Origin of the sequence: Streptomyces chartreusis, assembly GCF_008704715.1 — a bacterium.
Classification (GTDB): Bacteria; Actinomycetota; Actinomycetes; order Streptomycetales; family Streptomycetaceae; genus Streptomyces; species Streptomyces chartreusis.
Window position 1 is genome coordinate 433,813 of sequence record NZ_CP023689.1, and the last position, 21,945, is coordinate 455,757.

At 70.6% G+C, this 21,945-nt stretch carries 23 protein-coding genes; 14 read left to right on the forward strand and 9 right to left on the reverse strand.

The genetic code is table 11. The features are described 5' to 3' along the window. The first annotated feature begins 26 nt into the window (after positions 1 to 26). The 6 genes from CP983_RS01705 to CP983_RS01730 all read left to right on the forward strand — a co-directional run bounded on the left by CP983_RS01705 (position 27) and on the right by CP983_RS01730 (position 4,436). Positions 27 to 1,025 (forward strand): RNA polymerase subunit sigma-70, encoded by a 999-nt coding sequence (locus tag CP983_RS01705; RefSeq protein ID WP_150498236.1) that lies wholly within the window; start codon positions 27 to 29, stop codon positions 1,023 to 1,025. A gap of 105 nt (positions 1,026 to 1,130) precedes the next feature. Beyond that, a complete protein-coding gene (locus tag CP983_RS01710) occupies positions 1,131 to 1,601 on the forward strand; it encodes a DUF6069 family protein (protein WP_208852825.1) in 471 nt (156 codons plus the stop codon). A gap of 52 nt (positions 1,602 to 1,653) precedes the next feature. Continuing rightward, positions 1,654 to 1,998: a VOC family protein gene (locus CP983_RS01715; RefSeq protein WP_150498237.1), complete on the forward strand. Its 345-nt coding sequence runs from the start codon at positions 1,654 to 1,656 to the stop codon at positions 1,996 to 1,998. A gap of 136 nt (positions 1,999 to 2,134) precedes the next feature. Then, the gene (locus tag CP983_RS01720) at positions 2,135 to 3,040 is read left to right on the forward strand and encodes a hypothetical protein (RefSeq protein WP_189748412.1); all 906 of its coding nucleotides are present in this window, start codon (positions 2,135 to 2,137) and stop codon (positions 3,038 to 3,040) included. A gap of 99 nt (positions 3,041 to 3,139) precedes the next feature. Then, on the forward strand, positions 3,140 to 3,976 hold the full coding sequence (locus tag CP983_RS01725) for a DUF1206 domain-containing protein (protein WP_150498238.1): 837 nt from the start codon (positions 3,140 to 3,142) through the stop codon (positions 3,974 to 3,976). Positions 3,977 to 4,004: 28 nt separating this feature from the next. Continuing rightward, positions 4,005 to 4,436, forward strand: coding sequence for a hypothetical protein (locus CP983_RS01730; protein WP_107910560.1), 432 nt, complete (start codon positions 4,005 to 4,007; stop codon positions 4,434 to 4,436). A gap of 33 nt (positions 4,437 to 4,469) precedes the next feature. Here CP983_RS01730 and CP983_RS01735 read toward each other — a convergent pair whose 3' ends face one another. Next, complete coding sequence (locus CP983_RS01735; RefSeq protein WP_150498239.1) at positions 4,470 to 5,147, reverse strand: VOC family protein; 678 nt, start codon at positions 5,145 to 5,147, stop codon at positions 4,470 to 4,472. Positions 5,148 to 5,321: 174 nt separating this feature from the next. Here CP983_RS01735 and CP983_RS01740 point away from each other — a divergent pair, with 174 nt between their 5' ends. The 3 genes from CP983_RS01740 (at position 5,322) to CP983_RS01750 (ending at position 8,869) form a co-directional block, all read left to right on the forward strand. Further along, a complete protein-coding gene (locus tag CP983_RS01740; RefSeq protein ID WP_150498240.1) occupies positions 5,322 to 6,212 on the forward strand; it encodes a PfkB family carbohydrate kinase in 891 nt (296 codons plus the stop codon). Between the two features lie 126 nt (positions 6,213 to 6,338). Beyond that, positions 6,339 to 8,204, forward strand: a complete 1,866-nt coding sequence (locus CP983_RS01745; RefSeq protein WP_229914609.1) for an FAD-dependent monooxygenase — start codon at positions 6,339 to 6,341, stop codon at positions 8,202 to 8,204. Continuing rightward, entirely contained in the window at positions 8,201 to 8,869 is a 669-nt protein-coding gene (locus tag CP983_RS01750) for a hypothetical protein (protein WP_150498242.1), read from the forward strand. Before CP983_RS01745 ends, CP983_RS01750 begins: the two co-directional genes overlap by 4 nt. A 96-nt stretch (positions 8,870 to 8,965) precedes the next feature. On the opposite strand, the gene CP983_RS01755 is transcribed toward CP983_RS01750, so the two are convergent. The 3 genes from CP983_RS01755 to CP983_RS01765 all read right to left on the reverse strand — a co-directional run bounded on the left by CP983_RS01755 (position 8,966) and on the right by CP983_RS01765 (position 10,895). Next, complete coding sequence (locus tag CP983_RS01755) at positions 8,966 to 9,895, reverse strand: DUF1353 domain-containing protein (RefSeq protein WP_150498243.1); 930 nt, start codon at positions 9,893 to 9,895, stop codon at positions 8,966 to 8,968. Between the two features lie 102 nt (positions 9,896 to 9,997). Next, on the reverse strand, positions 9,998 to 10,384 hold the full coding sequence (locus CP983_RS01760) for an AQJ64_40280 family protein (RefSeq protein ID WP_150498244.1): 387 nt from the start codon (positions 10,382 to 10,384) through the stop codon (positions 9,998 to 10,000). Positions 10,385 to 10,502: 118 nt separating this feature from the next. Continuing rightward, entirely contained in the window at positions 10,503 to 10,895 is a 393-nt protein-coding gene (locus CP983_RS01765; RefSeq protein WP_150498245.1) for a VOC family protein, read from the reverse strand. A 183-nt stretch (positions 10,896 to 11,078) separates the two neighbouring features. Here CP983_RS01765 and CP983_RS01770 point away from each other — a divergent pair, with 183 nt between their 5' ends. Beyond that, complete coding sequence (locus tag CP983_RS01770; RefSeq protein WP_150498246.1) at positions 11,079 to 11,612, forward strand: PadR family transcriptional regulator; 534 nt, start codon at positions 11,079 to 11,081, stop codon at positions 11,610 to 11,612. Positions 11,613 to 11,726: 114 nt separating this feature from the next. Further along, the gene (locus tag CP983_RS01775; protein WP_229914610.1) at positions 11,727 to 12,911 is read left to right on the forward strand and encodes a DUF2306 domain-containing protein; all 1,185 of its coding nucleotides are present in this window, start codon (positions 11,727 to 11,729) and stop codon (positions 12,909 to 12,911) included. A 309-nt stretch (positions 12,912 to 13,220) separates the two neighbouring features. Here the strand turns inward: CP983_RS01775 and CP983_RS01780 are convergent, their stop codons facing one another. The 4 genes from CP983_RS01780 to CP983_RS01795 all read right to left on the reverse strand — a co-directional run bounded on the left by CP983_RS01780 (position 13,221) and on the right by CP983_RS01795 (position 16,319). Continuing rightward, the gene (locus tag CP983_RS01780; RefSeq protein ID WP_150498247.1) at positions 13,221 to 14,087 is read right to left on the reverse strand and encodes a GNAT family N-acetyltransferase; all 867 of its coding nucleotides are present in this window, start codon (positions 14,085 to 14,087) and stop codon (positions 13,221 to 13,223) included. 132 nt (positions 14,088 to 14,219) lie between these two features. Next, positions 14,220 to 14,939, reverse strand: coding sequence for a YoaK family protein (locus CP983_RS01785; protein WP_107910539.1), 720 nt, complete (start codon positions 14,937 to 14,939; stop codon positions 14,220 to 14,222). A 41-nt stretch (positions 14,940 to 14,980) separates the two neighbouring features. After that, positions 14,981 to 15,577: a nucleoside deaminase gene (locus CP983_RS01790; RefSeq protein WP_229914611.1), complete on the reverse strand. Its 597-nt coding sequence runs from the start codon at positions 15,575 to 15,577 to the stop codon at positions 14,981 to 14,983. A gap of 145 nt (positions 15,578 to 15,722) precedes the next feature. Continuing rightward, positions 15,723 to 16,319, reverse strand: a complete 597-nt coding sequence (locus CP983_RS01795) for a TetR/AcrR family transcriptional regulator (RefSeq protein ID WP_150498249.1) — start codon at positions 16,317 to 16,319, stop codon at positions 15,723 to 15,725. Positions 16,320 to 16,403: 84 nt separating this feature from the next. Between CP983_RS01795 and CP983_RS01800 the strand changes: the two genes are divergently transcribed. Together CP983_RS01800 and CP983_RS01805 are read left to right on the forward strand one after the other, a co-directional pair. Next, positions 16,404 to 17,207, forward strand: a complete 804-nt coding sequence (locus tag CP983_RS01800; protein WP_150498250.1) for an SDR family NAD(P)-dependent oxidoreductase — start codon at positions 16,404 to 16,406, stop codon at positions 17,205 to 17,207. Positions 17,208 to 17,348: 141 nt separating this feature from the next. After that, the gene (locus tag CP983_RS01805) at positions 17,349 to 19,463 is read left to right on the forward strand and encodes a SpoIIE family protein phosphatase (protein WP_150498251.1); all 2,115 of its coding nucleotides are present in this window, start codon (positions 17,349 to 17,351) and stop codon (positions 19,461 to 19,463) included. Between the two features lie 47 nt (positions 19,464 to 19,510). Here the strand turns inward: CP983_RS01805 and CP983_RS01810 are convergent, their stop codons facing one another. Then, positions 19,511 to 20,305 (reverse strand): SDR family NAD(P)-dependent oxidoreductase, encoded by a 795-nt coding sequence (locus CP983_RS01810; RefSeq protein ID WP_150498252.1) that lies wholly within the window; start codon positions 20,303 to 20,305, stop codon positions 19,511 to 19,513. A 238-nt stretch (positions 20,306 to 20,543) separates the two neighbouring features. Between CP983_RS01810 and CP983_RS01815 the strand changes: the two genes are divergently transcribed. Next, complete coding sequence (locus CP983_RS01815; protein ID WP_229914612.1) at positions 20,544 to 21,920, forward strand: chloride channel protein; 1,377 nt, start codon at positions 20,544 to 20,546, stop codon at positions 21,918 to 21,920. The last annotated feature ends 25 nt before the right edge of the window (positions 21,921 to 21,945 follow it).

Consider the following 21,945-nt stretch of genomic DNA (forward strand, 5'->3'; position numbering starts at 1 on the left):
ACACGACGAGGCGGAAGGATGACGTCATGAGTGCGGACACGCGGCTGGAGGAGCTGGGTGTGAGTGGGCTGGGTGAGGTCGACGAGACGGCGTTCTCGGGGCTGGCGGAGCAGCACCGGCGGGAGCTGCACGTGCACTGCTACCGGATGCTCGGGTCGTTCGAGGACGCCGAGGACACCGTGCAGGAGACGTTCCTCCGCGCCTGGCGGCGGCGGGAGACCTTCGAGGGCCGGTCGACGTTCCGGGCCTGGCTGTACGGCATCGCCACGAACGCCTGCCTGGACCTGCTCGCCAAGCGTCGCCCGGAGCCCGCGACCGGCGGCGAGGTGCTGTGGCTGCAGCCCTACCCGGACCGCCTGCTCGACGAACTGCCCGCAGGCGACGCGGACGAGCCGGAGGCCGTCGCCGTCGCTCGGGAGACGATCGAGCTGGCGTACCTGATCGCCGTCCAGCACCTCGCGCCGCGCCCACGGGCCGTGCTGATCCTGCGTGACGTGCTCGGCTGGCCGGCGAAGTACGTCGCGAAGCTCCTCGGCGACTCCGTCAACTCCGTGAACAGCGCGCTCCAGCGGGCCCGCGCCGGCATGCGGGAGCACCTGCCCGCCGAGCGGCAGGACTGGACCGGCGGCGAACAGGACGCCGGGACGCGCGAGCTGGTACGCCGCTTCACCGACGCCAGCGTTGCCACTGACATCCCGATGCTCGCCTCGATGCTGCGGGACGACGTCCGCTGCTCGATGCCGCCCACGCCGGGCCTGTACGTCGGCCGCGACGCGGTGGTGAACGACTGGGTCCAGAGCGGCTTCGAGGGCATGAAGGGCCTCCGCAGCGTCCCCACCTCGGTGAACCGGCAGCCCGCGATCGCGTTCTACCTCTGGCAGAAGCAGGAGGGCGCGTACCTGCCGCTGACGATCGACGTCCTGCGCATCACCGGCGGGGCGATCAGCGAGATCGTCACGTTCCACGACGACCAGTTCCCGCGGCTCGGGCTGCCGGAGCGGCTCCCGGCGGACGGCACGGAGTAGTCCCGATACGGACCCGACACTCCCACCGCGCGGCAGCGGCCACGGGCCGGTCCGCGCACGCGACGACGCAGCCCATACGCCAATTGCCGAACGACGGAGGAAGACATGAACGGCGGCATGAACGACCCCGGGGTCCTCGCAGCCCCGACATCAGGCCGGACCAGCCACACCCACCCACCCCGCGGACTCGCCGGCACCGGCTTGATTGCCGCGCTCGCGGCCACGGTGGCCACCACCCTCGCCGCGGCCCTTGCTCAAGCCGCCGGCGTCGACTTCCAGATCCCCGATGGTGGCGAGACGATCCCGCTGTCCGGCTTCGCCGTGGTGACCGGCTTCTTCTCGTTCGTAGGGATCGTCATTGCGGCCGCCCTTCTTAGCTGGAGCACTCACCCCGCCAAGCGATTCGTGTGGACGGCAGTGTCACTGACCGCGATCTCGATGGTCCCGCCCCTCCTCTCCGGGGCAGACACCGCGACCATCACCGCCCTCCTCGCGCTGCACCTCGTCCCCGCGACGGTGATGATCCCTACCCTTGCCCGGAGCCTCCGCACCCGGACCGCCTACCTCCGCCGATGAGTTTCGGTTCCGCGAGCGGTCCGAATTCCGAGGCGACTACGAGGAGTGCGGAGTGGACCTGTACAGCGTCATGTGCGTGAGTGACCGGATCAAGGCACTGGAGTGGTTCGAGGTGTTCTTCGGGCGCCCGGCGGACGAGGTCATCGGCGAGGAGTACCTGTGGCGGGTCGGTGAGAACGCATGGGTCGTCATCGACGATCGGGATGTGCGCGCCGAGCGAGTGGGCGGAGCCATGATCACGCTCGGCGTGAACGACCTCGACGTCATCCTCGCCCGACTCTCCGCACACGGGATCGACCACGAACCGGTCGAGACCTACAGCAACGGCGTACGCCACGTAGTCGTACTCGACCCCGACGGAAACAGCCTCTCGCTCGCCGAGGCACCCACCGTGTGAGTGTGCCCGGGCGACCTCAGTATCCGTCGAGGTACCGTGATCCTGCGTGTCGTCGTTGCCGTATGCCAAGCGTTCCAACGGTCCAGTCCCTCAGGTTTATGAGGTTCTCGAATGACGCCGATCCGATTGAGGCACCGTGGCTGACGCCGCCGCTCGTGCGGAGAAACGGGTCGAGGTGGTGCGAGACGACACGGCTGGGCGGCTCGCGCTGGCGGCGGATTTCTATGACGCCGCTTCAGGGCGCTTTCGGCAGTACGGGCATGCCGAGTTGAGTTTTATGCGCTGGTCGGCCGCTCGTGGAGTGCTGGAGCCGGAGTCCTCGGACCGGGCCGGCAGCGCGTGGTGGCGCAGTGTGAATGCGGTGCTGTTGCGGGACAAGATCGAGGCCGGGCTCTTGGCCGACGACGGCTCAGGGGTCCCCAGTAGCCACAGCGTTCAGTGTTGGATCGACTTCATTCGTGAGCCGTCGCCGACCCGTTGGTACCGGGCCCATAACGCCAGCATTGTCGCGGGATATCTGAAGTACGAGGACCTGGCGGAACAGGAACTCAAAGCAGAGCGATTCATGATGAACGTCGCGCTCCTTCGAGTTATCTATACGCATGCGATGTTGGCGGATCCTCGACTCGCGCTGGGCCCGCTGGCCTTCCCCGGTCCCCGGCTGGTGGACCCGCGGCATCGAAGCGTCAAATGGTTCCTCGACCTCGCTCGGTCGTTTCCGAAGAACTACCCGATCGTCGGATCCGTGGAAGAGGTCGTCTTCGCCGAGCATGCCCTCGCCCGCATGCTCGACTACGGGCTCATCGCCCCGCGTCTTCCCGCGCTCTACGAGTTCGCAGCAGCGGAGCTCGAAGAGCCACGGCTGACATCCCTCCTCGACGACGGCGTTCCGGCCTATGTGTGGTCGCACGCGGATCGTGAGGTCTGGTTCATCGGTAATACGGGGCCGCATCTGCGTGCCATCGCCCGGGTCACCGGCGTACGACTGCGCTGGGCTCCCTCCCCGTACCGTCGGCGTTTGCGGAAGGTACGTGACGGGTGAGGTTCCGGCGCGCGCGGAACCTGGGCCGGCAGCGGTGACCTGCGGTGGGCCGGGTGTGTCGGCGCCGGGTCGGGGCATCCGGATTGCCGGGAGGTCTACATGGACACGGGTGCGTGGGCATGGACCGGGCGATTCCGGGCCCGGCAGGCGGCGCGAGGTTCGGTCACCGAAGGAGCGGCACGAGCGGGGCTCGCCGCTCGGGGCGTGATCTATCTGCTCGTCGGCGCGCTGGCGCTGCAGGTCGCCTTCGGCGACACCAGCAAGCAGGCCGACCGGGGCGGAGCCCTGGAGGAACTGGCGCAGAAGCCGTTCGGCGCCGTACTGCTGTGGGCGCTGGGCATCGGGCTCGTCGGCATGGCCCTGTGGCGGCTGTCGGAGGCGCTCTTCGGTTCCGTCGGGAAGGACGGCCGCACCGCGCGCAAGCGCCTGCTCGCGACCGGCCGCTTCGCTTGCTACGTCTTCGTCGCCTACTCCGTGCTGTCGTTCGCCGTGAGCCGGGGCCACGGCGGCGGATCCAGCGACCAGCAGTCCCGGGACGCCACCGCCCGGGCCCTGGAGATACCCGCAGGTCAGTGGCTGGTCGGCGCGGCCGGGGTCGGCGTCGTCGTGGGCGGCATCTGGATCGGCGTATGGGCTGTGCTGCGCAAGTATCACGACGACCTCCAGCTCGGGCGGATGAGCCGACGGACGCGGCGGCTGGTGGATGTCACCGGCGTGGTGGGCGGTGCCGCCCGCGGGCTGGTGTTCGCGGCGATCGGTGCCTTCGCCGTCCGCGCGGCCGTCGACTACTCACCCGATCGGGCGAAGGGCCTCGACGACACTCTGCGTACCTTCGCCGACACCCCGCTCGGCCCGTCGCTGCTGGTCTGCGTCGCAGCCGGGCTGCTGCTGTTCGGTCTGTTCTCCTTCGCCATGGCTCGCTGGCAACACGTCTGAGGATCGTCCAGTGGGGAACACGGGACGGATGAGCGAATACGAGGTTCCGCAAGGCGACGGCCAGCCCGTGGAGGTGTACCTGGACCTCCTGCGTATCCGGATGGACACAGAGGACTACCGGCTCCTGCTCCGAGTGGTGGAACCGGTCCTCAAGGCGATCGACGAGGAACGCCTCTCCACCCTCGACTTCGCGCTCGATTCGGACGCCGACGAGCTGCCGCAGGAGGTCCGTGACGAGGCCGCTCTCGTCATCGCCACCGCTGTGACCGGCCGCCTGGACAACGAAGTGGTCGAGATCGACGTCGATGACACCGGTCCGGTACGGATCGTCACCGACGCGACCACGGCCTCCGACCCCGACCGGCTCGGCGAGATCGCCGAATACATCCGGGAAAGGCACAGGCAGACGGAGGAGCTCCGCGGCATCGCCGAGGTGAGCGGGTTGCCCACGGATTTCTGACCCGCAGGTCCGCGCGGCACAGGGTGCCGGCCCTCAAGAAGCGGCCGACTCCCTGGGCGAGGCGGTGTCGAGGCGGGTCGCTGCCTCCCAGGCGAATCCGTCGGGGTCGGTGAACGCACCGGCCGTGCTGCCCAGGACGACACGGTGCGAACCCGTGCCGTCGGTGGGGACGCCGAGGTCCTTGGCCAGGCCGCGCCGCTTGTAGAGCGCGAGCTTGACGGGGCCGGCCTCGTCGGCCGTGAACTCGGCGTACTTGCCGCCGAAGCTCCTGGCCACGGTCAGGCCCTGGCCCACGTAGTACTGCTTGCTGGCCTTCACGTCCTCGACGCCCAGCAGCAGGACGACCTCGTCGATCTCGCGGGTCGCCGGGCCGCTGTCCTTCTTCGCCGAGGTCGCGACCTTGCAGATCGTCCCGTCGGGTGCCTGTACGACGCCGCCGTAGCCCCAGAGCGACTTCGCGGCGGGCTTCAGTACGGTGGCGCCGGCGTCCACGGCCGCGCCCAGGAAGGCGTCGACGGTGGCCGGTCCGGACACGGTGAGGGCCAGAGTGAAACCACGGAACCCGGTGGAGTGCGCCTCGGACTCCCGCAGACGGATGTGCTGGTCCACTCCGAAGGCGGCGTAGAAGCGGCGAGCGGCCTCGAGGTCGGCGACCTCGATGGTGACGGACGCGAGGGACTTGGTGGATGCGGTGGATGCGTTGTTTTCCATGTCCCTCACGCTAGGCGTGGGCCCCCGACGAGGGCTTCTCGATTCCTGACCGGTCTCGTGGGCTGCGCGTGCGGAAGGGTGGATCCGGGCAGCGGTGGGCACGGTTGAAGAGGCCGGCCCTGTGATCCCCGCAGGTCCGGGGACGGGCATTGACCCGAGCGGAGGTGCACCTGGATGCAGTCGGGAACGGGCAGGCGGCCTGAAGGGCTGTTCGTCGGCCTCTGCACTCTGGATGTCATCCAGCTCGTCGATCATGTCCCCGGTCCCGACGAGAAGCTCACCGCGCGTGAGCAGACGGTTGCCGCCGGCGGCCCCGCGGCGAACGCGGCCGTGACCTTTGCCCACCTGGGTGGCACGGCCAGGCTGCTCACCGCGATCGGCTCCCACCCCCTGGCACTCGCGGTGACGGCCGACCTGGACCGTGCCGGTGTGACCGTGTCGGACCTGGCGGCTCTCACGACCGACCCGCCCGCCGTCTCCTCCATCATGGTCACCGCCTCCACCGGACAGCGCGCCGTCGCCTCGACCAACGCCACCGCACACCGGCTCGCCCCGCCCGACGATCTCGACGCGCTGGTGTCAGCCTGCGACATCGTCCAGTTCGACGGCCACCACATGGAACTGGCCACGGCCACCGCCCGCGCCGCACGTGCCGCCGGCCGCGTCACCGTCCTGGACGCCGGGAGCTGGAAGCCGGGCACGCCGGACCTGCTGCCGTGGATCGACGTAGCGGTCTGCTCCGCCGACTTCCACCCGCCAGGGACCAGCAGCCCCACCGACACCCTGCGCCTTCTCCGGCGGCACGGAGTCCGCTGGACCGCTGTCTCCCAGGGCGGACAGCCCATCGAGTGGGCAGGCCCCGACGGCGGCGGGACGGTCGAGGTGCCCACCGTGCCGGTCGCTGACACGCTCGGCGCCGGGGACATCCTGCACGGGGCGCTGACCCATCACCTCGCCGCCGAGCGAAAGCTCTCCGCGGAGGGCTTCGTACGGTCCCTGCGCGCCGCCGCTCTCGTGGCCTCACGGGCATGCGCCTCGTTCGGCACCCGGGCCTGGATGCTCTGACGCCTCGACCCACCGGAGCCGTACAAGGGCTGCCCGCCACACCACCCACCCTCAGAGTCGCTGTCCCGTTTCCCGCGGTGGACGATGGAGGCGTGCCGCAAGGGGGGCCTGTGGCGGGAGACGCCGGTGGTGGACACGGACGTACTGATCGTGGGAGCTGGACCCGTCGGGCTGACCGCGGCGGCGGAACTGCGGCGGCAAGGGGTCGCCTGCCGTGTCATCGACCGACTTCCCGCCCGGTTGCCGTACGCCAAGGCCGTGGGCGTACAACCGCGGACCCTCGAGATCTGGGACCGGATGGGCATGGTCCGCGCCGCTCTCGAGGTCGCCGTGCCGATGCGCGGGCATCTGCTGTACGACGACGGCGTGGAGCAGGATCGCTTCGAGGTACGGCTGCCGCCCGAGGTGCCGTACGGCTTCGCGGCTCTCCCTCAGTACGAGACGGAGCGGATCATCGAGGAGCAGTTCGCCCGTTTCGGCAGCGGGATCGAGCGGGGCACCGAGCTGGTGGGGTTCACGCAGGACGAGGACGGAGTGGTCAGCCGGATCGTCACGGCGTCCGGTGCCGAGCAGGAGGTACGGTCGCGCTTCCTGATCGGCTGCGACGGGGCGCACAGCACCGTCCGCAAGGGGCTCGGGCTCTCCTTCGAGGGGGGTGCGTTTCCGGAGGAGTACATGCTCGCCGACGTGGCGGTGGACTGGAGCCTCCCCCAGGGCTACGGCATACGCGCCACGCACCACGACGAGGACGGCCGTATCGACGATCTCCTGGTCTGCATCCCGCTGCCCGGGGATCGCCGGTACCGCATGTCGATGCTGGTGCCGCCCGAGCTCTCGGCCAGTGGCGAAGGCGCGTTGCACGACTCGGTCGCCCATGGGCTGGAAGGCGGGCGGGCTCCCGAACTCGGGCACATCCAGGCCGTCCTCGACCGGCTGTCCCCGGAGCCCACCACGGCGTCCGCCATGCGCTGGTCGTCGGTCTTCCGCATCAGTCATCGCCTCGTCGACCGGTACTCCCTCGGCCGGGTCTTCGTCGCCGGCGACGCCGCGCACATCCATCCGCCGACCGGCGCCCAGGGCATGAACACCGGCATCCAGGACGCCTACAACCTCGCCTGGAAACTGGCACTCACGCTGGAGGGCGTCGCCCGTCCCCGGCTGCTCGACAGCTATGACGCCGAGCGTCGCCCGGTCGGCGAGGAGGTGGTGGGACGTACGGTCAAGCACGCCACCCAGGGCATCCGCGCGACGCCGGACGACATGACGACGGTGATGTTGCGCGAAGCCCAGTTGCTGGTCGCCTACCCGAGCAGCCCCTTGGTGGCGTCCGGCGACACGGGATCACCGGGCCCGCGTGCCGGTGAGCGTGCGCCCGACTGTGCCGGTCTCCTCGCGGGCGTGGTCTCGACGCCCCTGCGCCTGTACGACCTCCTGCGCGACCGCGGGCACGTACTGGTCCTGTACGCCGACTCGGCCGACGCGCTCGCCTGGTGCCGGGAGGCCGCCGCCACCGGGCACCGGCTGGCCGGCGACCGCATCACCGCGTTCGTGGTCGGCCGGGACGAGGTCACGACTCAGAGCGTCCGCCAGCCGGCCGACCCTGACGGTCTGCGCCTGCCCGTCTTCCGGGACGGCGCGGCGGAGTTCGCGCGGCTGTACGGCGTCGAGGCTCCGACAGCCTTCCTCATCCGCCCGGACGGCTATCTGGGCGCCCGGCTGTCACCGCTGACCGCTTCGGACGCGGCATCCGCGCTGTCCGACGCCCTCGGGCGCGTCTTCCGCCTGCCCCAGGGCCTCGGAGCGCCAAGAGAGGGCCCCGCCGGGCGCGGCCCGGGGGTGTCACAAGGGCCACCCACTGACCGGGGTTCCAGGTCCGCCGATCGGGTGTCCAGGCCCAGGGACGGTCCATGTCGCGGGCGGCAGGATTCATGTCGTCGGAGAACGGACCGACGACATGAATCCACCAACGGACCTTCGGGGGAACCCCAATGAACGAGACCTTCGCCAGGCGCGTGACGGGACTCGCCGGCATCGGCACGGCGGCCGCGCTGATCATCGAGGTGCCGCTGTACTTCATCTACTCCGGCCCGCCGCCGGACGCCAACGTCCTGGCCAGGCTGCTGATCGCGATCGTCGCGCTGGCGTTCCTGATCGTGTTCGTCACGGCCTTCCGCGAGTTGGTGAAGCGGGTGAACCCGGCCTACGAGTGGGTGGGTTCGATGGCCTTCGCCGGCGGACTGGTCTACACGACGGTCACCCTGGTCTCCAGCGGGCTGGAAGCCGGCGCTGTCATCGCCGCCGACCACTCCATCGACCCGACCATCACCGTCAGCGGGACCTACATCCTCTACGGATCGATCGGACGCCTGCTGCTGGCCCTGTTCCTCGCCTCGGTGGGTTACGCCATCGCCCGCACGAACCTGCTGCCCCGCTGGACCAGCCGCTCCGCCTACGCCCTGGCCGGTCTCAATCTCCTCTTCGTACCGTCCCTGTTCTTCGGCAACACCCCGGCGAACTTCTACGCGGCGAACGGCTGGGGCACCACGGCCCTGATGGGCGCGATCCTCAGCTACTGGCTGCTCGCCCTGGGCATCTCCATCTACCGCAGCAGCACCCGGAGTTCGGTGGCGGCCGAGGCGACGCCGGTGCGGCGCTGACACGACCTCGTACGTCGGACGGGGTGCCCGGCTTCCCGGCCGGGCACCCCATGCGACGTACCCGAGTTCCCCGGGATGCCCTCAGTCGTCGGTCCATCACCGCGTGACGATCACCGCGACCACGAACCACACCGGCGCCGCCACCATCCCCACGCAGGCCAGCACTGTCGCAGCTCGTGGCACGCTCCTCGTGAAGCGCTCGACCAACTGGTACAGCCCGCTGATGACGAGCACCGCCACCGTGACGTGCAGCAGCACCGACAGGCTGACTCCCAGGACCGCGCCGGCGATCCAGAGGTCCTTGCCCCAGAACAGCCGGGCGAGCAGCAGCGGGATCGCGATCGCGGCCGACAGCCCGTTGACGATCTCGACGAACCACGTCCGGTCGCCCATCCACAGCTGTGTCGGGTTGAAGGGGATCCGGATGTCGAAGAGGTCGAGGGTCGCCAGGACGCCGAGTGCCAGGATCACTACGACAGTCAGGGCCGCGACCAGGCGGTAGTACCAGGTGCGGGCCTTCGTCCAGCCCGTTCCCCCGCCGTCGAGCATCGTCACCGTCGTCACGGCCGACCAGACCAGCCACCGCCTCACGAGCGCGGTCCCGGCGTCCGCCATGGCGTCCCGCAGCACTCGGTCGGCCTCCACGCGCCGCACCACGTGGCCCTCGGTCGAGACGTACGTCGGGTCGCCGGGAGGGTGGATCAGTCCGTCGTGCAGCAGCGTTGCCGGCAGATGGTTCCCGGTCTTGGGCACGAGCCAGGTGAAGAAGGCGGGGACAGAGGTCAGGTCGGTGCGGAAGGTGGCGGTCAGCCGGGGCACCAGCAGCTCGCCGAGGTGGCGGTCCCGGTAGGCGATGCGGCGTCGCACCGCGAACTCCTCCTGGCCGCCGAGGACATGCCGGACGAGTTCGATCCGGGGATCCGCGTCGGGGTCGGGCGGAACTTCCGGTTGTCCCGCGGTCGCGTCGACGCCGCCGTCGTAGAACCGGCGCGGCTGCTCGGTGACTGGGTTCTCGGCTACGCCCATGCCCGCCTCCCTCTCGCCAAGGGGTCCTACCCCTTTTGTTCCGGCGAGCGGGTGCCGTTATCCGTCCTCCCGGCGGTCAATCACCCGTGGGAGCGGGCCGGGTCAGGTGAGGTGACGGGCGCTCCAGGCGTTCCGGAGCGCCGGCTCCACGTCCTTCCCGAGGACGCCGTGGGTCCTCCCGCCCGGCAGGGTGGGGAGTTCGGCCCAGTGGGTCACCGTTTCGTCGCTGGTCAGGCCGTACGGCAGGCGGACGACACCGTCGGAGTCGACGAAGCAGTCCCGGTGCTCCGTGCCGTCCTCGCTCCAGTGCTGCGTCGTGAAGACCATCGGCCTCACCAGCCAGAACTCCTCGCCCGTCGGAGGAGGATCGGGTTCGGTGGCGTCTTCTTCCGGATAGCGGCCGGTGATCGCCGCTGCCACCGGCGTGCCGCTCCCGGGCAGCCTCTCGCGTGCGTCCACCCACGTCACCGAGGTGTTCAGACTCGTCATCCCCACCCTCGCTCAGCCGCTCTGCAAGGCGTCTCGTCCGATACGCCGGCATCCGGCAAGACCGCACGGCGCTCTCTGAGGTTGCTTGAGCACGCCCGCAAGGGCAGCGGGTGAGCGGTCAGTGTTCCTGGAGTACGGAGAGGACGTTTCCGGCAGGGTCGGTGAACCAGGCGATCGCCGCGGGGCCGCCGTTGCCGACACGGACGATGCCTTTCTCGTCGTGCTCGAATCCGGGGTAGCGCGTCAGGGACACGCCACGCCGCTGCAACCCGTCCACGGCGGCCTCGATGTCGTCGACCGGGAAGTTGAGGATCGTGAACGTCGCGGGGGTGTGCGTCGGCTTGGGGTAGACGAAGACCTGGGTGCCGCCGCCGAGCCGGAGGGTCAGCATGCGCATCTCCCCCTCACCGGTGTCCTCGACCTGGAGGCCGAGAGTCTCTCCGTAGAACCGGCGGGCCTCGTCGAGATCGTCGACCGAGAAGCCGCTGAAGGCCTGCGACTGTCCGAGCATGCCGTGTGTCTCCTTCACGGGTGGGCCGTCCTATTGCGTCAGGGCACACCACGGGCGCCACGGCCGCGACGCACGCCACGCGGACGGCGTCCGGATGGTGGCGCCTCCTTCACCCTTCCGAACACCCCCGCACGGGCACGCCCGCACCCCTTCTGGCGTCACCTGGGGCGATACGGTCACCTCATGGCTGACGTGCGGTTGACGACCCCCTCCTACCTCGTGCTCGGGATCATCGACAAGCTGGGCGAGGCGAGTGCGTACGACGTGAAGGGGGAGGCGGCGCGCACGGTGGCACCGTTCTGGTCGGTGCCGCACGCCCAGGTGTACGCGCAGTGCGACCGGCTGCTGGAGGCGGGGCTGCTGTCGCAGGTGCGGCAGGAGAGCGGGCGTAACCGGCGAGTGCTGACGCTCACGGACGAGGGGCGTGCCGCTCTTCAGGAGTGGCTCGGGGATCCGGAGTTCGTGCCCGTGGAGGCGAGGGAGCGCGGCATCCTCAAGCTGTGGTTCGGCGGACAGCCGGACGTGCTGGCCCCGGTCCAGGTCGACGAGCATCGGCGCACCCTGCGATCGTACGAGGAACTCGCCGACGAGGTCGGGGGGTTGCTGACCCCCGGGCAGCGCGAGGCGCTGGAGTTCGGCATCCGGTACGAGCGGATGATGGTCGACTTCTGGGCGTGGGTGCGGCAGCGGGAGGACCGCGCGTCCACGGATTCCTGACGATTTCCGACCGCCACGGACCGTTGACCTCGGCATTGAGCCCCTCTACCTTCTCGATAGTCCAATCTGGACTATTGGTTTCGGCCGTGCAGCGGCCATGAGCAGGAGGTCGCCGTGGGCCGTCCGACGAGCAGTACTTGGCGCCGTGGCGCCACGATCGCGGTGACCGTCATGTGTGTCGCGTACGCGCCGGTCGCGATGACCGAGCTGTGGCCGTACGCGAGCCCCGGCGCGCCCGCGTTCGGCGAGTGGCTGATGTCCCGCCTCGTCTCCCCGAGCTATGTCGCGGACGCGCTGGCCACCCGCATCGAGCCGTACCGGCACAGCCTGGTGCCGATGATCGTGCACTCGGTGCTCGGGGGCCTGCTCATGCTCCTGGGGCCCGCGCAGCTGCTGACGGCGGCCCGGCGGCGGACGCGTCTGCACCGGGCGCTCGGTGTGGTGTTCGCGGTGACCGTGTATGCCTCCATGGCGGGCGCCGGCCTGTACCTGGCGCGCACCGCGCCCGCGGACGCCTTCAGCGGGGCGGCGTTCTGGATCGTGCTCGCCACCATCCTGGTGGGCACCGTGATGAGCGTGACCTTCGGCATCCTGTCCGCCGTCGGCGGCTTCCCCGATCTGCACCAGCGCTGGATGCTGCTCTGCTACGGCTTTCTGCTGACCGCTCCCCTGCTGCGCCTGGAGTGGGGCGGTCTGCCGGTGCTGATGCCGGGGCTGTCGATGGCCGAGATCAACCAGGTGGCCATCATGCATCTGGGGTCGGTGGTCGCGTTCGGCGCGCTCATCGCCTCGCGCTCGCTCGACCGGCGCGCGACGGTCGACGGGGTGGCCGGTTCGTGGGCCCCGTTGCCGGTGCTGGCCGCAGCCCACTTGGCCGGCGCCGCCGCGCTGGCCTGGATCGTGTACTCGTACCTGGACTTCGGTGCGGCGGGTCACCGTCTGCTGGCGGGCTATCTGCTGCCGTACGCCGTCACTTACGCCGTCATGGCCGCCGCCGCGAGGCGCGCGGCACGGCAGGGCCGCACCTGGGCCCGCGAGGAATGGCGGCTGCACCTGACAGCGCTGTGCCTGGCACCCGTGCTCTCGGCCGGTGCGACCCCGGTCTTCGAGCGCACTCTCGGCCTGGACCACCACACGGCTCTGGCCGCCGGCCTCGCCATCGGCTGCGGCGTCCTCGCCACCACGGCCACCGCGGTGGTGAGCCTGCGCGTCATGTACGCCCGCGAGCTGCGCAAGCGATCGACCGCGGACTCCTCCGCCGCCGCGTCGCCCTCGCGCATCTCCACGCCCGTCTCGTAGCAGCCCGCCCTCTCGTTGCGACTGCGGAGCCCCGGAACCGTCCGCTGTCCCGTGGCCGTCCGCCGCGGTACGCGGTCGCCGGTCGACGTACGTCCCCAGGTCCCCGCCCGGAAACGGAAACCTCATGACGCAGGCAGCATCCGACGCCCCCGCCCGCGCAGCCGCCGGCGGACGCCCGCTGACGGCAGGAGTGGCCATGCTGGCCACCGCCGTGGCGGTGAACAGCCTTCTTTCTGCTGTGCGCGGGCGCGAGTGGACACTTCCTGCTGAAGCGGTCCGCCGCTCGCCGCGACTGATCCGACGCGGCCGCTACGCGTCCCGGCTGCGGTCCCGGACCTCGGGTCGCGGCTCGAAGCCGGCCGACCTGTAGGTGGCTACGGCGCCGATGTTGGAGCTCGGCGTGCACACGATCGCGCTCGACGACCCCAGCTCCTGGAGCGCGGCCGCCGCGGCGACGGTGATCGCCCTGCCGTGGCCGCGACCGCGATGGTCCCGAGCGACGCCCATCGGCTCCAGCAGGCCGGGTTTGCCCCGCCCGGCCGACCACACCGTCACCGCCGCCACCGCGTCGCCACGGTCGTCGTACGCGACGAGACACCGGGCGTCGGCGTACAGTTCGCCGCTCGCCATCGCGTGCCAGCGCTCGTCCGTGAACGTCGAGCTGTCGAACGACGCCCGCTGTACGGCCGCTCGCACGTGCGCCTGCTCCGGTCCGATCACCTCGATCCGCACGCCCGGGTCCTCCACCGGCTCGGCGAGGTCGCGACGCAGCGGCGTCCACGGTTCGTCGACGTCCCAGCCGTCCTCGGCCAGGAGTTCCTGGACGAGCGCGGCCATGGGGGCCTCGATGTAGGCCTTGCCCTCCCTGAACACACCGTGTTCCGTCCGGGACACGTCCTTGACCAGCTGGCGCGCCAGTTCCTCATCCCGGTGAGCGTCGGGGGCGATCGTCAGTCGGAGCAGGTCGGGGCCGTCCAGCAGCCCGACGGCGAGAATGTTTCCGCCCTGGCTCCAGGTCCGGACCGCCTCGGCCGTCACGCCGGCGCCGAACCGCCAGAACCAGCCAAGGTCCCCCGGATGCAGTTGCATGGGCGCCCCTTCGTACTGCCACTCCCGCAGCACACCCACGGTCCCGCTCAGCCCGTCGACTCCCGGCCTGCCCAACGCGATCGTCATGCCGTCGATGACACACCACCGCGCCGACCGGCCGCACCTGGTTTCCGGCCGGGCCTGCTGGCGGTCGACGCGCGGGTCGCAACATCCGCCGGAGCACAGCCGGACGTACCGACCGGCACGGGCGCTCGGCCCTCAACTGCCGCCCGGGTCGAGGCGCATGCGGATCATCGGCGCGGCGGCCGTCAGGATGGCGCACACCACCAGCAGCACGGGCAGTACGCCGGCCCACTCCCGGGCCTCCCGGAGCAGCAGCATGGAGATTCCCGCCCCCACCATCAGCGCGGTCAGCTGCGCGGGCGCCCAGCGATCCGGGCGGCCCGTTCCCACGCCCCGCACGATGTACGTGGCGAACGTGCCGGTCAGATAGGTGGTCGGTGAGGCGGCCCGCCCGGCCGCCACCATGGCCGCCGACTGGACACCCATCGTCGCGGCGGCACCGAACTGCAAGGCGTCCCGCGCGGTTTGCCCAGGCGTTCCGCCCAGGGCAGCCCAGATCACGGCGCCGGCCGCCAGTAGGACCGCCTCGCCGACCAGACAGAACATCACCGGCGCGGGCCAACACGTTCCCGCGTCCCCGCTCCGGCGGGTGAGTCGGGCGGTCACGGCAGCGCCCAGGGCGAACCCCGTCAGCGCCAGCACCGCCGCGGTCACGCCCGTCGCCTGCCCGCGGCCGATCGCCATCCCGAGCAGGGCGAGATTGCTGGTCATCACCCCGGCGAAGACGTGTTCCAGCGCGGTGAAGGAGATGGCTTCCACCGCTCCGGACGCGGCGACCAGCAGGACAAGGGCGAGGTGCAGGGCCGTCCCTCGTTCCGGATGCTCGTCGGCACGCCCGCCACGCTGGTCACTCACAGTGCCCGAGCATAACTATCCGTACCGGGCGAGTGTCGTCTCTACCCGTGCGTCACTCCCGGCGCGTCCGGGAGGCTCTCGCGCAGCCGCTGGGCCTGCCGGAAGAGGCGGTTGGTGTGGTTCGCGAGGACACCGCCCATCAGCAGCTGCGGGGTGTAGAAGGAGCTCGCCGCGTCGGCCACCTGGCGTGCGGTCAGGTCGATCTGGATGATGCCGGTGCTGCGGATGTCGTCGATCGAGCTGGCCCAGACGACGCGCCGCAGGTTCGCCCACGCCATCGCGCTCATACACATCGAGCAGGGCTCGCCCGTGGTGTAGAGGGTGGCGTCGGCCCAGCCCTGATTGCCCTGCCGCCGCACGTAGTCGTTCATGGCGACCACCTCGCCGTGCAACAGGGGACTGTCCGTCCCGGTGTTGACTCCGCCCGCCAGGATCTCGCCGGTGCGGGTGTGCACGATGACCGCGCCGAAGGGCCACTTGGGGTTCCTGCGGGCCTGCTCGATGGCCAGCCACATGAACCGCTCATGACCGACGCCGCCATGTCGCGCCGTCACGACACTCGCCTCGACGTCCGGGCGGGCATACGCCTGCTGGAGCATGCCGTGAGGGAGGGCGAACGGCACCGCGGCGCCCGTCACCGCAACTCCGCACCTGCCGAGAAACTGACGCCTGCCCGAGTCCATGCGTATCCCCTCACCTGACACTGCCGACTTCGCAAGGTAACTGGATCATCACAGAAGGCGTCCAGGATGCGACACACCACGGAGGCGGAGGGCGTCCGCCTCAGTCGGTGCTCCGTACCGCCGCGAGGCACTGATCGTAGAGGTCGGCCAGGTCGAGCCGGCCGTCGTGCCTGACCCAGAGTTCGCTTGCCGTGTCCACGCAGGCGAAGACCGTGGCGACGATCGCCTTGGCGCGCGGGTCCGAAGCCGGGGCAGGTGAATCCCCGGCGCCGGGGGCGAGCCGCGTCTGGACGACCGGGACGAGTTCGGCCTGCCAACGCAGGCGCTTCTCGATGTAGCGGGCGTGCAGCGAGGGCGTGTCGAAGATGAGGCGGGACAGCTCCAGGACCCGCTCGGGGGTGTGATTGGCGGTCAGGACGACCTCGAATCCGGCGCGCAGGGCATCCCAGGCGGAGACTTCGGCCGGCTGCTGCTCCACGGTCTGCCGCAGCAGTTCACCGAGCGCGTCCTGGTCACCGCAGACCAGATCTTCCTTGGTGCCGAAGTAGCGGAACAGGGAGCGTTGCGAGATCCCCGCCTCCCGCGCGATCTGGGCGATCGTCGTCTGCTCGTAGCCCTGCTCGGTGAACAGGCGGACCGCCGTGTCGAGGATCGCCTCGACGGCCACCTGCCGAGAGCGGTCCCACAAGGTCGTCATGGGCGTCAGGTTACCCCCTCTGGACAGCGACCGCCTACTTGGCATTAACTGCCAGATAGGCATCAACTGAAAGAAGGGCATCCGATGACGGCCGTCGACTACCACGGACAGACCACCCTCATCACCGGCGCCAGTGCCGGCCTCGGCGCCGAGTTCGCGCGCCGGCTCGCCGCTCGCGGCTCCGACCTCGTCCTGGTCGCCCGCCGCAAGGACCGGTTGGAGGAGCTGGCGGCCGAACTGCGGGCGGCCCATCGGGTCCGGGTCCACGTCGTGGAGATGGACCTGGCCACGGAGAACCCCGGGCAGGTGTTGGCCGCGCGGGTGGAACAGCTCGGCCTGCACGTCACCAGCGTGATCAACAACGCCGGGTTCGCCACGTTCGGGCCCTTCCACCAGGCCGACCCTGCACGGCTGCGCAAGGAGATAGCCGTCGATGTGACCGCGGTGGCCGACATCAGCCGCGCGTTCATCGAGCCGCTGCGTACGGCCGGGCGCGGGGTGCTGGTCAACGTGGCGAGCATGGCCGCGTATCAGCCCAACCCGCGTATGGCTGTCTACGGTGCGACGAAGGCGTTCGTCCTGAGCCTCACCGAAGCGCTGTGGGAGGAGTCGCGCGGCTCCGGCCTGCGCGTGCTGGCCCTCTCCCCCGGTGCGACCCGGACCGAGTTCTTCGACGTCGTCGGCACCACGCGGGCCGCCGGGGGAAGTCGCCTCGCCTCACCCGCCGATGTGGTCCGCACCGCCCTGGCCGCCCTGGACCGCAGAAACCCGCCCCCCAGCGTCATCGCGGGACGCCTCAACCGCACGATGGCGTTCCTCGCGAGGCGCCTCGCCGGCCGACGACAGGTGATCCGGGTCATCGGCCGACTTACGGCCGAGGGGGCGTGACGATCGGCGGACACACCCTCGCCCCGGAGGCGGTCAGCATGGCTTGCCTCGCCGTCTGGCCGCACTCCCGCGCCTGATCCACATGCCTTAGCCCCGGCTCGGGCTTAGCGTTCTTGATATGGGCGTTAGGTTTTGCGCCGCATGACCGGGGCCGGTGAGACTCCGACAGGTGTTGCTGATCCGCTCGGTGAGGCCTTGGCTGCGGCTGTGCAGCGCACCGGTGCCAGGTACGGGGGCGTCTACGTACTGGACCCGGCCGAGGAAGTGCTGGGGCTGATCGCGCTGTGCGGCATCCCGGTGGACGCGTTCGCGCCCTGGTGGCGCACCGCGTATGCCGCCCATGGCCCCGCCCAGGACTCGGTGCGCAAGGAGCGCATCGTCTGGGTGAGTTCCCTGGAGGAGCTGGCGCGCTGCTACCCGCGCGTCGCGGCGAGCCTCCCCTATGAGATCGCGTTCGCCATGGTCCCGCTCCGGGGCGTCCGGCACTGCCGGGGCACGATGCTGCTGCTGTGGGCCCCGGACCGCTCTCCCCGTCTCAGCCCTCGTGAGCGCGGACGTATGGCCTCCGCCGCGCGGCGGGTCGCCCGGGTGCTGAACTCGGCTTCCTCCGCACCCGAGATTCCGGACCGTCCTCACTTCGTCCGGCCCCACCACTCGGACACGAGCGCGCAGTCCGCGCACGAGGCGGCCACCCTCGTCGAGCGCCTCCCCGTCGGCACCCTCTCCCTCGATCTCGCGGGGCGGGTCACGTACGTCAATACGGCCGCCGCGAGCCTGCTGGGCAGTCCCCTGGAGCAGCTGCTGGGCACCGAGCCGTGGATGTCGCTGCCGTGGCTCGACAACATCGCGTACATGGACGCGTACCGGATCGCGATGAGCAGTCGTGAGTCTCTCGGTCTGACCGTGCTGCGCCCGCCGGACCAGTGGCTCGACCTGCGGCTCCACACGGACGACACCGGGACCAGCATCCTGGTCACGCCCGACCATTCGTCCAGGCCCATCGGCACGCGGCCGGCCTCCACCGGCGCTCCGCCGGACAGCCGTATCCATCTCCTGATGGGCCTGGCCGCCGCGCTGACGGAGACCGTCGGTGTCCAGGACGTCGTCGATCTGGTCGGCGACCAGATCCTGCCCGCCTTCGGCGCCCACGGCATGATCATGTCCACCGCCGACGCCGGCCGTATCCGGATCATCGGGTACCGCGGCTACGAGCCGGCCGTCATCGACCAGTTCGACGGCATGCCCACGGACGCCGACCTCACGCCCGCCGGGCATGCGCTGGCCACCGGCGCCTCGTCGTTCTTCGCCGACCGCGGCGAGCTGGCGCACCTCTATCCGAGAGCACCGCAGATCAGCGACAAGGAGGCGTGGGCGTTCCTGCCGCTGCTCAGCTCCGGACGCCCCATCGGTTGTCTCCTCATCGCCTACAACCACCCGCACACGTTCCCGGTCGCCGAGCGTTCCATCCTCACGCCGCTCGCCGGTCTCATCGCCCAGGCCCTGGACCGTGCCCGGCTCTACGACGCCAAGCACGGGCTCGCGCTGGCTCTTCAGCAGACCCTTCTGCCCCAGGCGCTGCCCAGCGTCACCGGACTCGAGGTCGCCGCCCGCTACTTCCCGGCCGGGCAGGGCATGAACATCGGCGGCGACTTCTACGACCTCATCCGCCTGACCAACACCACCGCCGCGGCGGTCATCGGAGACGTGCAGGGGCACGACATGATGGCTGCCGCCCTCATGGGCCAGGTCCGGATGGCCGTCCACTCCCACGCCACCGCCGGAGCCGCTCCCGACGAGGTCCTCATCCACACCGAGCGCGACCTCGCCGACCTCAACGCCAGCCGTTTCGTCTCCTGCCTCTACGCCCACCTCGACCTGGCCCGCCAGGAGGTGTCCCTCGCCAGCGCCGGGCACCCTCCCCCGCTGTTGCGGCACGCCGACAACAAGGCCGAGGTCGTCGACATCAGTCCGGGCCCCCCGCTCGGCGTCGGCGCGGGCACCCCCTCGTACCCGGTCACCACGCTGCCCCTGGTCCCGGAGACGCTCCTCGCGCTCTACACCGACGGCCTCGTCGAGGATCCCGGCACCGACATCACCCTGACCATCGCCGACCTAGCCCGCCACCTCGGTGAGTCGGGCGACCTCCCGCTGCACCAGCTCGCGGACAGCCTCGTCCAGCACACCCGCCGCACCAACCAGCCCATCGACGACATCGCCCTGCTCCTGCTCCAGCCCAATCGGCTCGCGGAGTCGTGAGCGTCCATGGCTTCACCGGCGGCGGTCCGGCCCGAGCGCCGCCTGGGTCACGGCAGGATCGAGTCGACGTAGCCGCCGTCCACGCGCAGTGCGCCGCCCGTGGTGGCCGAGGCCTGGGCGGAGCTGACGTAGACCACCATGTTCGCGATCTCCTCCGGTTCGATCAGGCGTTGCACCAGGCTCTGCGGCCGGTACTTGCGCATGAAGGCGCGCTGGGCCTCGTCCCAGGGCAGGCTGCGGTCCACGAGTTCGTAGACGAAGTCCTCCACCCCGCCCGTGTGGGTGGGCCCGGCGATGACCGAGTTCACCGTCACTCCGGTGCCGGCGGCCTGCTTGGCGAAGCCCCGGCTGACCGAGAGGAGTGCCGTCTTGGACATGCCGTAGTGGATCATCTCGGCCGGGGTGACGATCGCCGAGTCGCTGGCGATGTACTGGATCCGGCCCCAGCCCCGCTCGGTCATGCCCGGAAGGTACAGCCGCGTCAGCCGTACGGCGGAGAGCACGTTCACCTCGAAGTAGCGGCGCCACTCCTCGTCGCTGATCTCCAGCGGGTCGGCGGCGCCGAAGATGCCGAGGTTGTTCACGAGGATGTCGACGTCCGGGAGCATCCCGGCGACCTGGTCCGCACCCTCCTGCGTGGTCACGTCCGCGGCCACTGGCACCCACTCGGCGCCCGGTACCCGCTTGGCCAGTTCGGCGACGCTCTGCTCCACCCGCTCGGGACTGCGGCCGTTGACGCCCACACGGGCACCCGCTCGGGCGAGGCCGGCGGCGATCGCCGCGCCGATGCCCTGGGTGGATCCGGTGACCAGCGCGGTGCGCCCCTTCAGATCGATCTGCATGCCTCGCAGCCCCTTTCGCGTGCGGTCGCACGGGTGGATGTGCTTCTTGGGTACCCGGGAGATCAGATGCATACGCGCTCTACATGCATACGCCGCAAACAGCTGCACACGCTCAATGGGCTTGCGCCGCGGAAGGGGCCGGAAGGCTCCGCGTGGACATGCAGGGGGCCGGGCCCGGTGCTGCAATGACTCAGGACGCTGTTCCTCGGACGGCGACGGACACGGGAGGAACGGGGTCGTGCCTGATGCGGGGTCTGCGGCTGCGCCGGCCGCCGGTACACAGCCGGAAGAGGCCGACCGGCTGCGCGAACTGCTGCGGAGCCCGGCCTATCAGAAGGCGCTCGCCTTCTGCGCGCTCATCGGCATCCCGGTCTCCCTGCTCGCGTTCTGGTTCCTGGCCGCCGTGCACGAACTGGAGCACGCACTGTGGTCTGACCTCCCCTCGGCGCTGGGGTGGGACACCCCTCCCTGGTGGTGGCCGTTTCCGCTGCTCGCGATCGCCGGCGTCACCGTCGGCCTCGTGGTCAAGTACCTGCCGGGAGCCGGCGGCCACATTCCGGCCGTCGGTCTGCACTCGCCGGGTCAGGGTGCGTCCGCACTGCCGGGGGTCGTCATCGCGGCTTTCGCAAGCCTGCCGCTCGGCGCCACGCTCGGCCCCGAGGCCCCGCTGATCGCGCTCGGCAGCGGCCTGGCCCTCCTCTTCGCCCAACTGGTGCGCGCCCCGGTGACCCCGCGGAGCACCCCGCTCCTCGCGGCGGCCGGCGCCGCCTCCGCGCTTCCCGCGATCTTCGGCAACCCGCTGATCGGAGCGGTGATCCTCATCGAGGTGGCCGGAGTGGGCGGCCCGCAATTGTTCGCGGTCATGCTTCCGGCGCTGCTGGCCAGCGGGATCGGCTCGCTCGTCTTCACCGGGTTCGGGCGCTGGACCGGTCTGTCGACCGGCAGCCTGTCGCTCGACCTGAATGCGCCGTCGCCCCGGATCGACGCCGGGGACGTGCTCTGGTCCATCCTCATGGCCGTCGTGATCGGGTTCGCCCTGCACCTGATCATGAACACCGGGCGCCTGACCGCGTTGTTCGTCTCGAAGCGGACGATCGCGCGTACGACGGCCTGCGCGCTGGCCGCCGGGGCGTGCGCGGCGGTGTACACACTGATCACCGACCGGTCGCCGGTGGACGTGGCGTCGTCCGGGCAGGGCACGCTGGGCCAGTTGGCCCACGATCCGCACTCCTGGGGCGTGGGTGCGCTGATCGCCGTACTGCTGTTCAAGGCGACGGCGTACTCGCTCTGTCTGGGCAGTCTGCGTGGTGGCCCCATCTTTCCGTCGCTCTTCCTCGGGGCCGCGGCGGGCGTACTCCTCGCGCCGTTGCCCGGGTTGGGCGTGGTGCCAGGGCTGGCGGCGGGCATGGCGGCCGCGTCCGCCGCCGCGCTGCGGCTGCCGGTGAGCAGTGCGGTGCTGGTCGTCCTCGTCATGGGAAGCACCGCGATGACGCCCGTGGTGATGCTGTCGGCCGTGGTGGCTTTCGTGACGGTCCAACTGCTCCCGCCCGGCCCTGCCGTTCCTGTGCCGGGGAAGGCGGCCCCGCCGCCGTCCGACCGTGCGGCCGCCTCCTGACGGGCCCGGCCGGGGGTGCCATGAC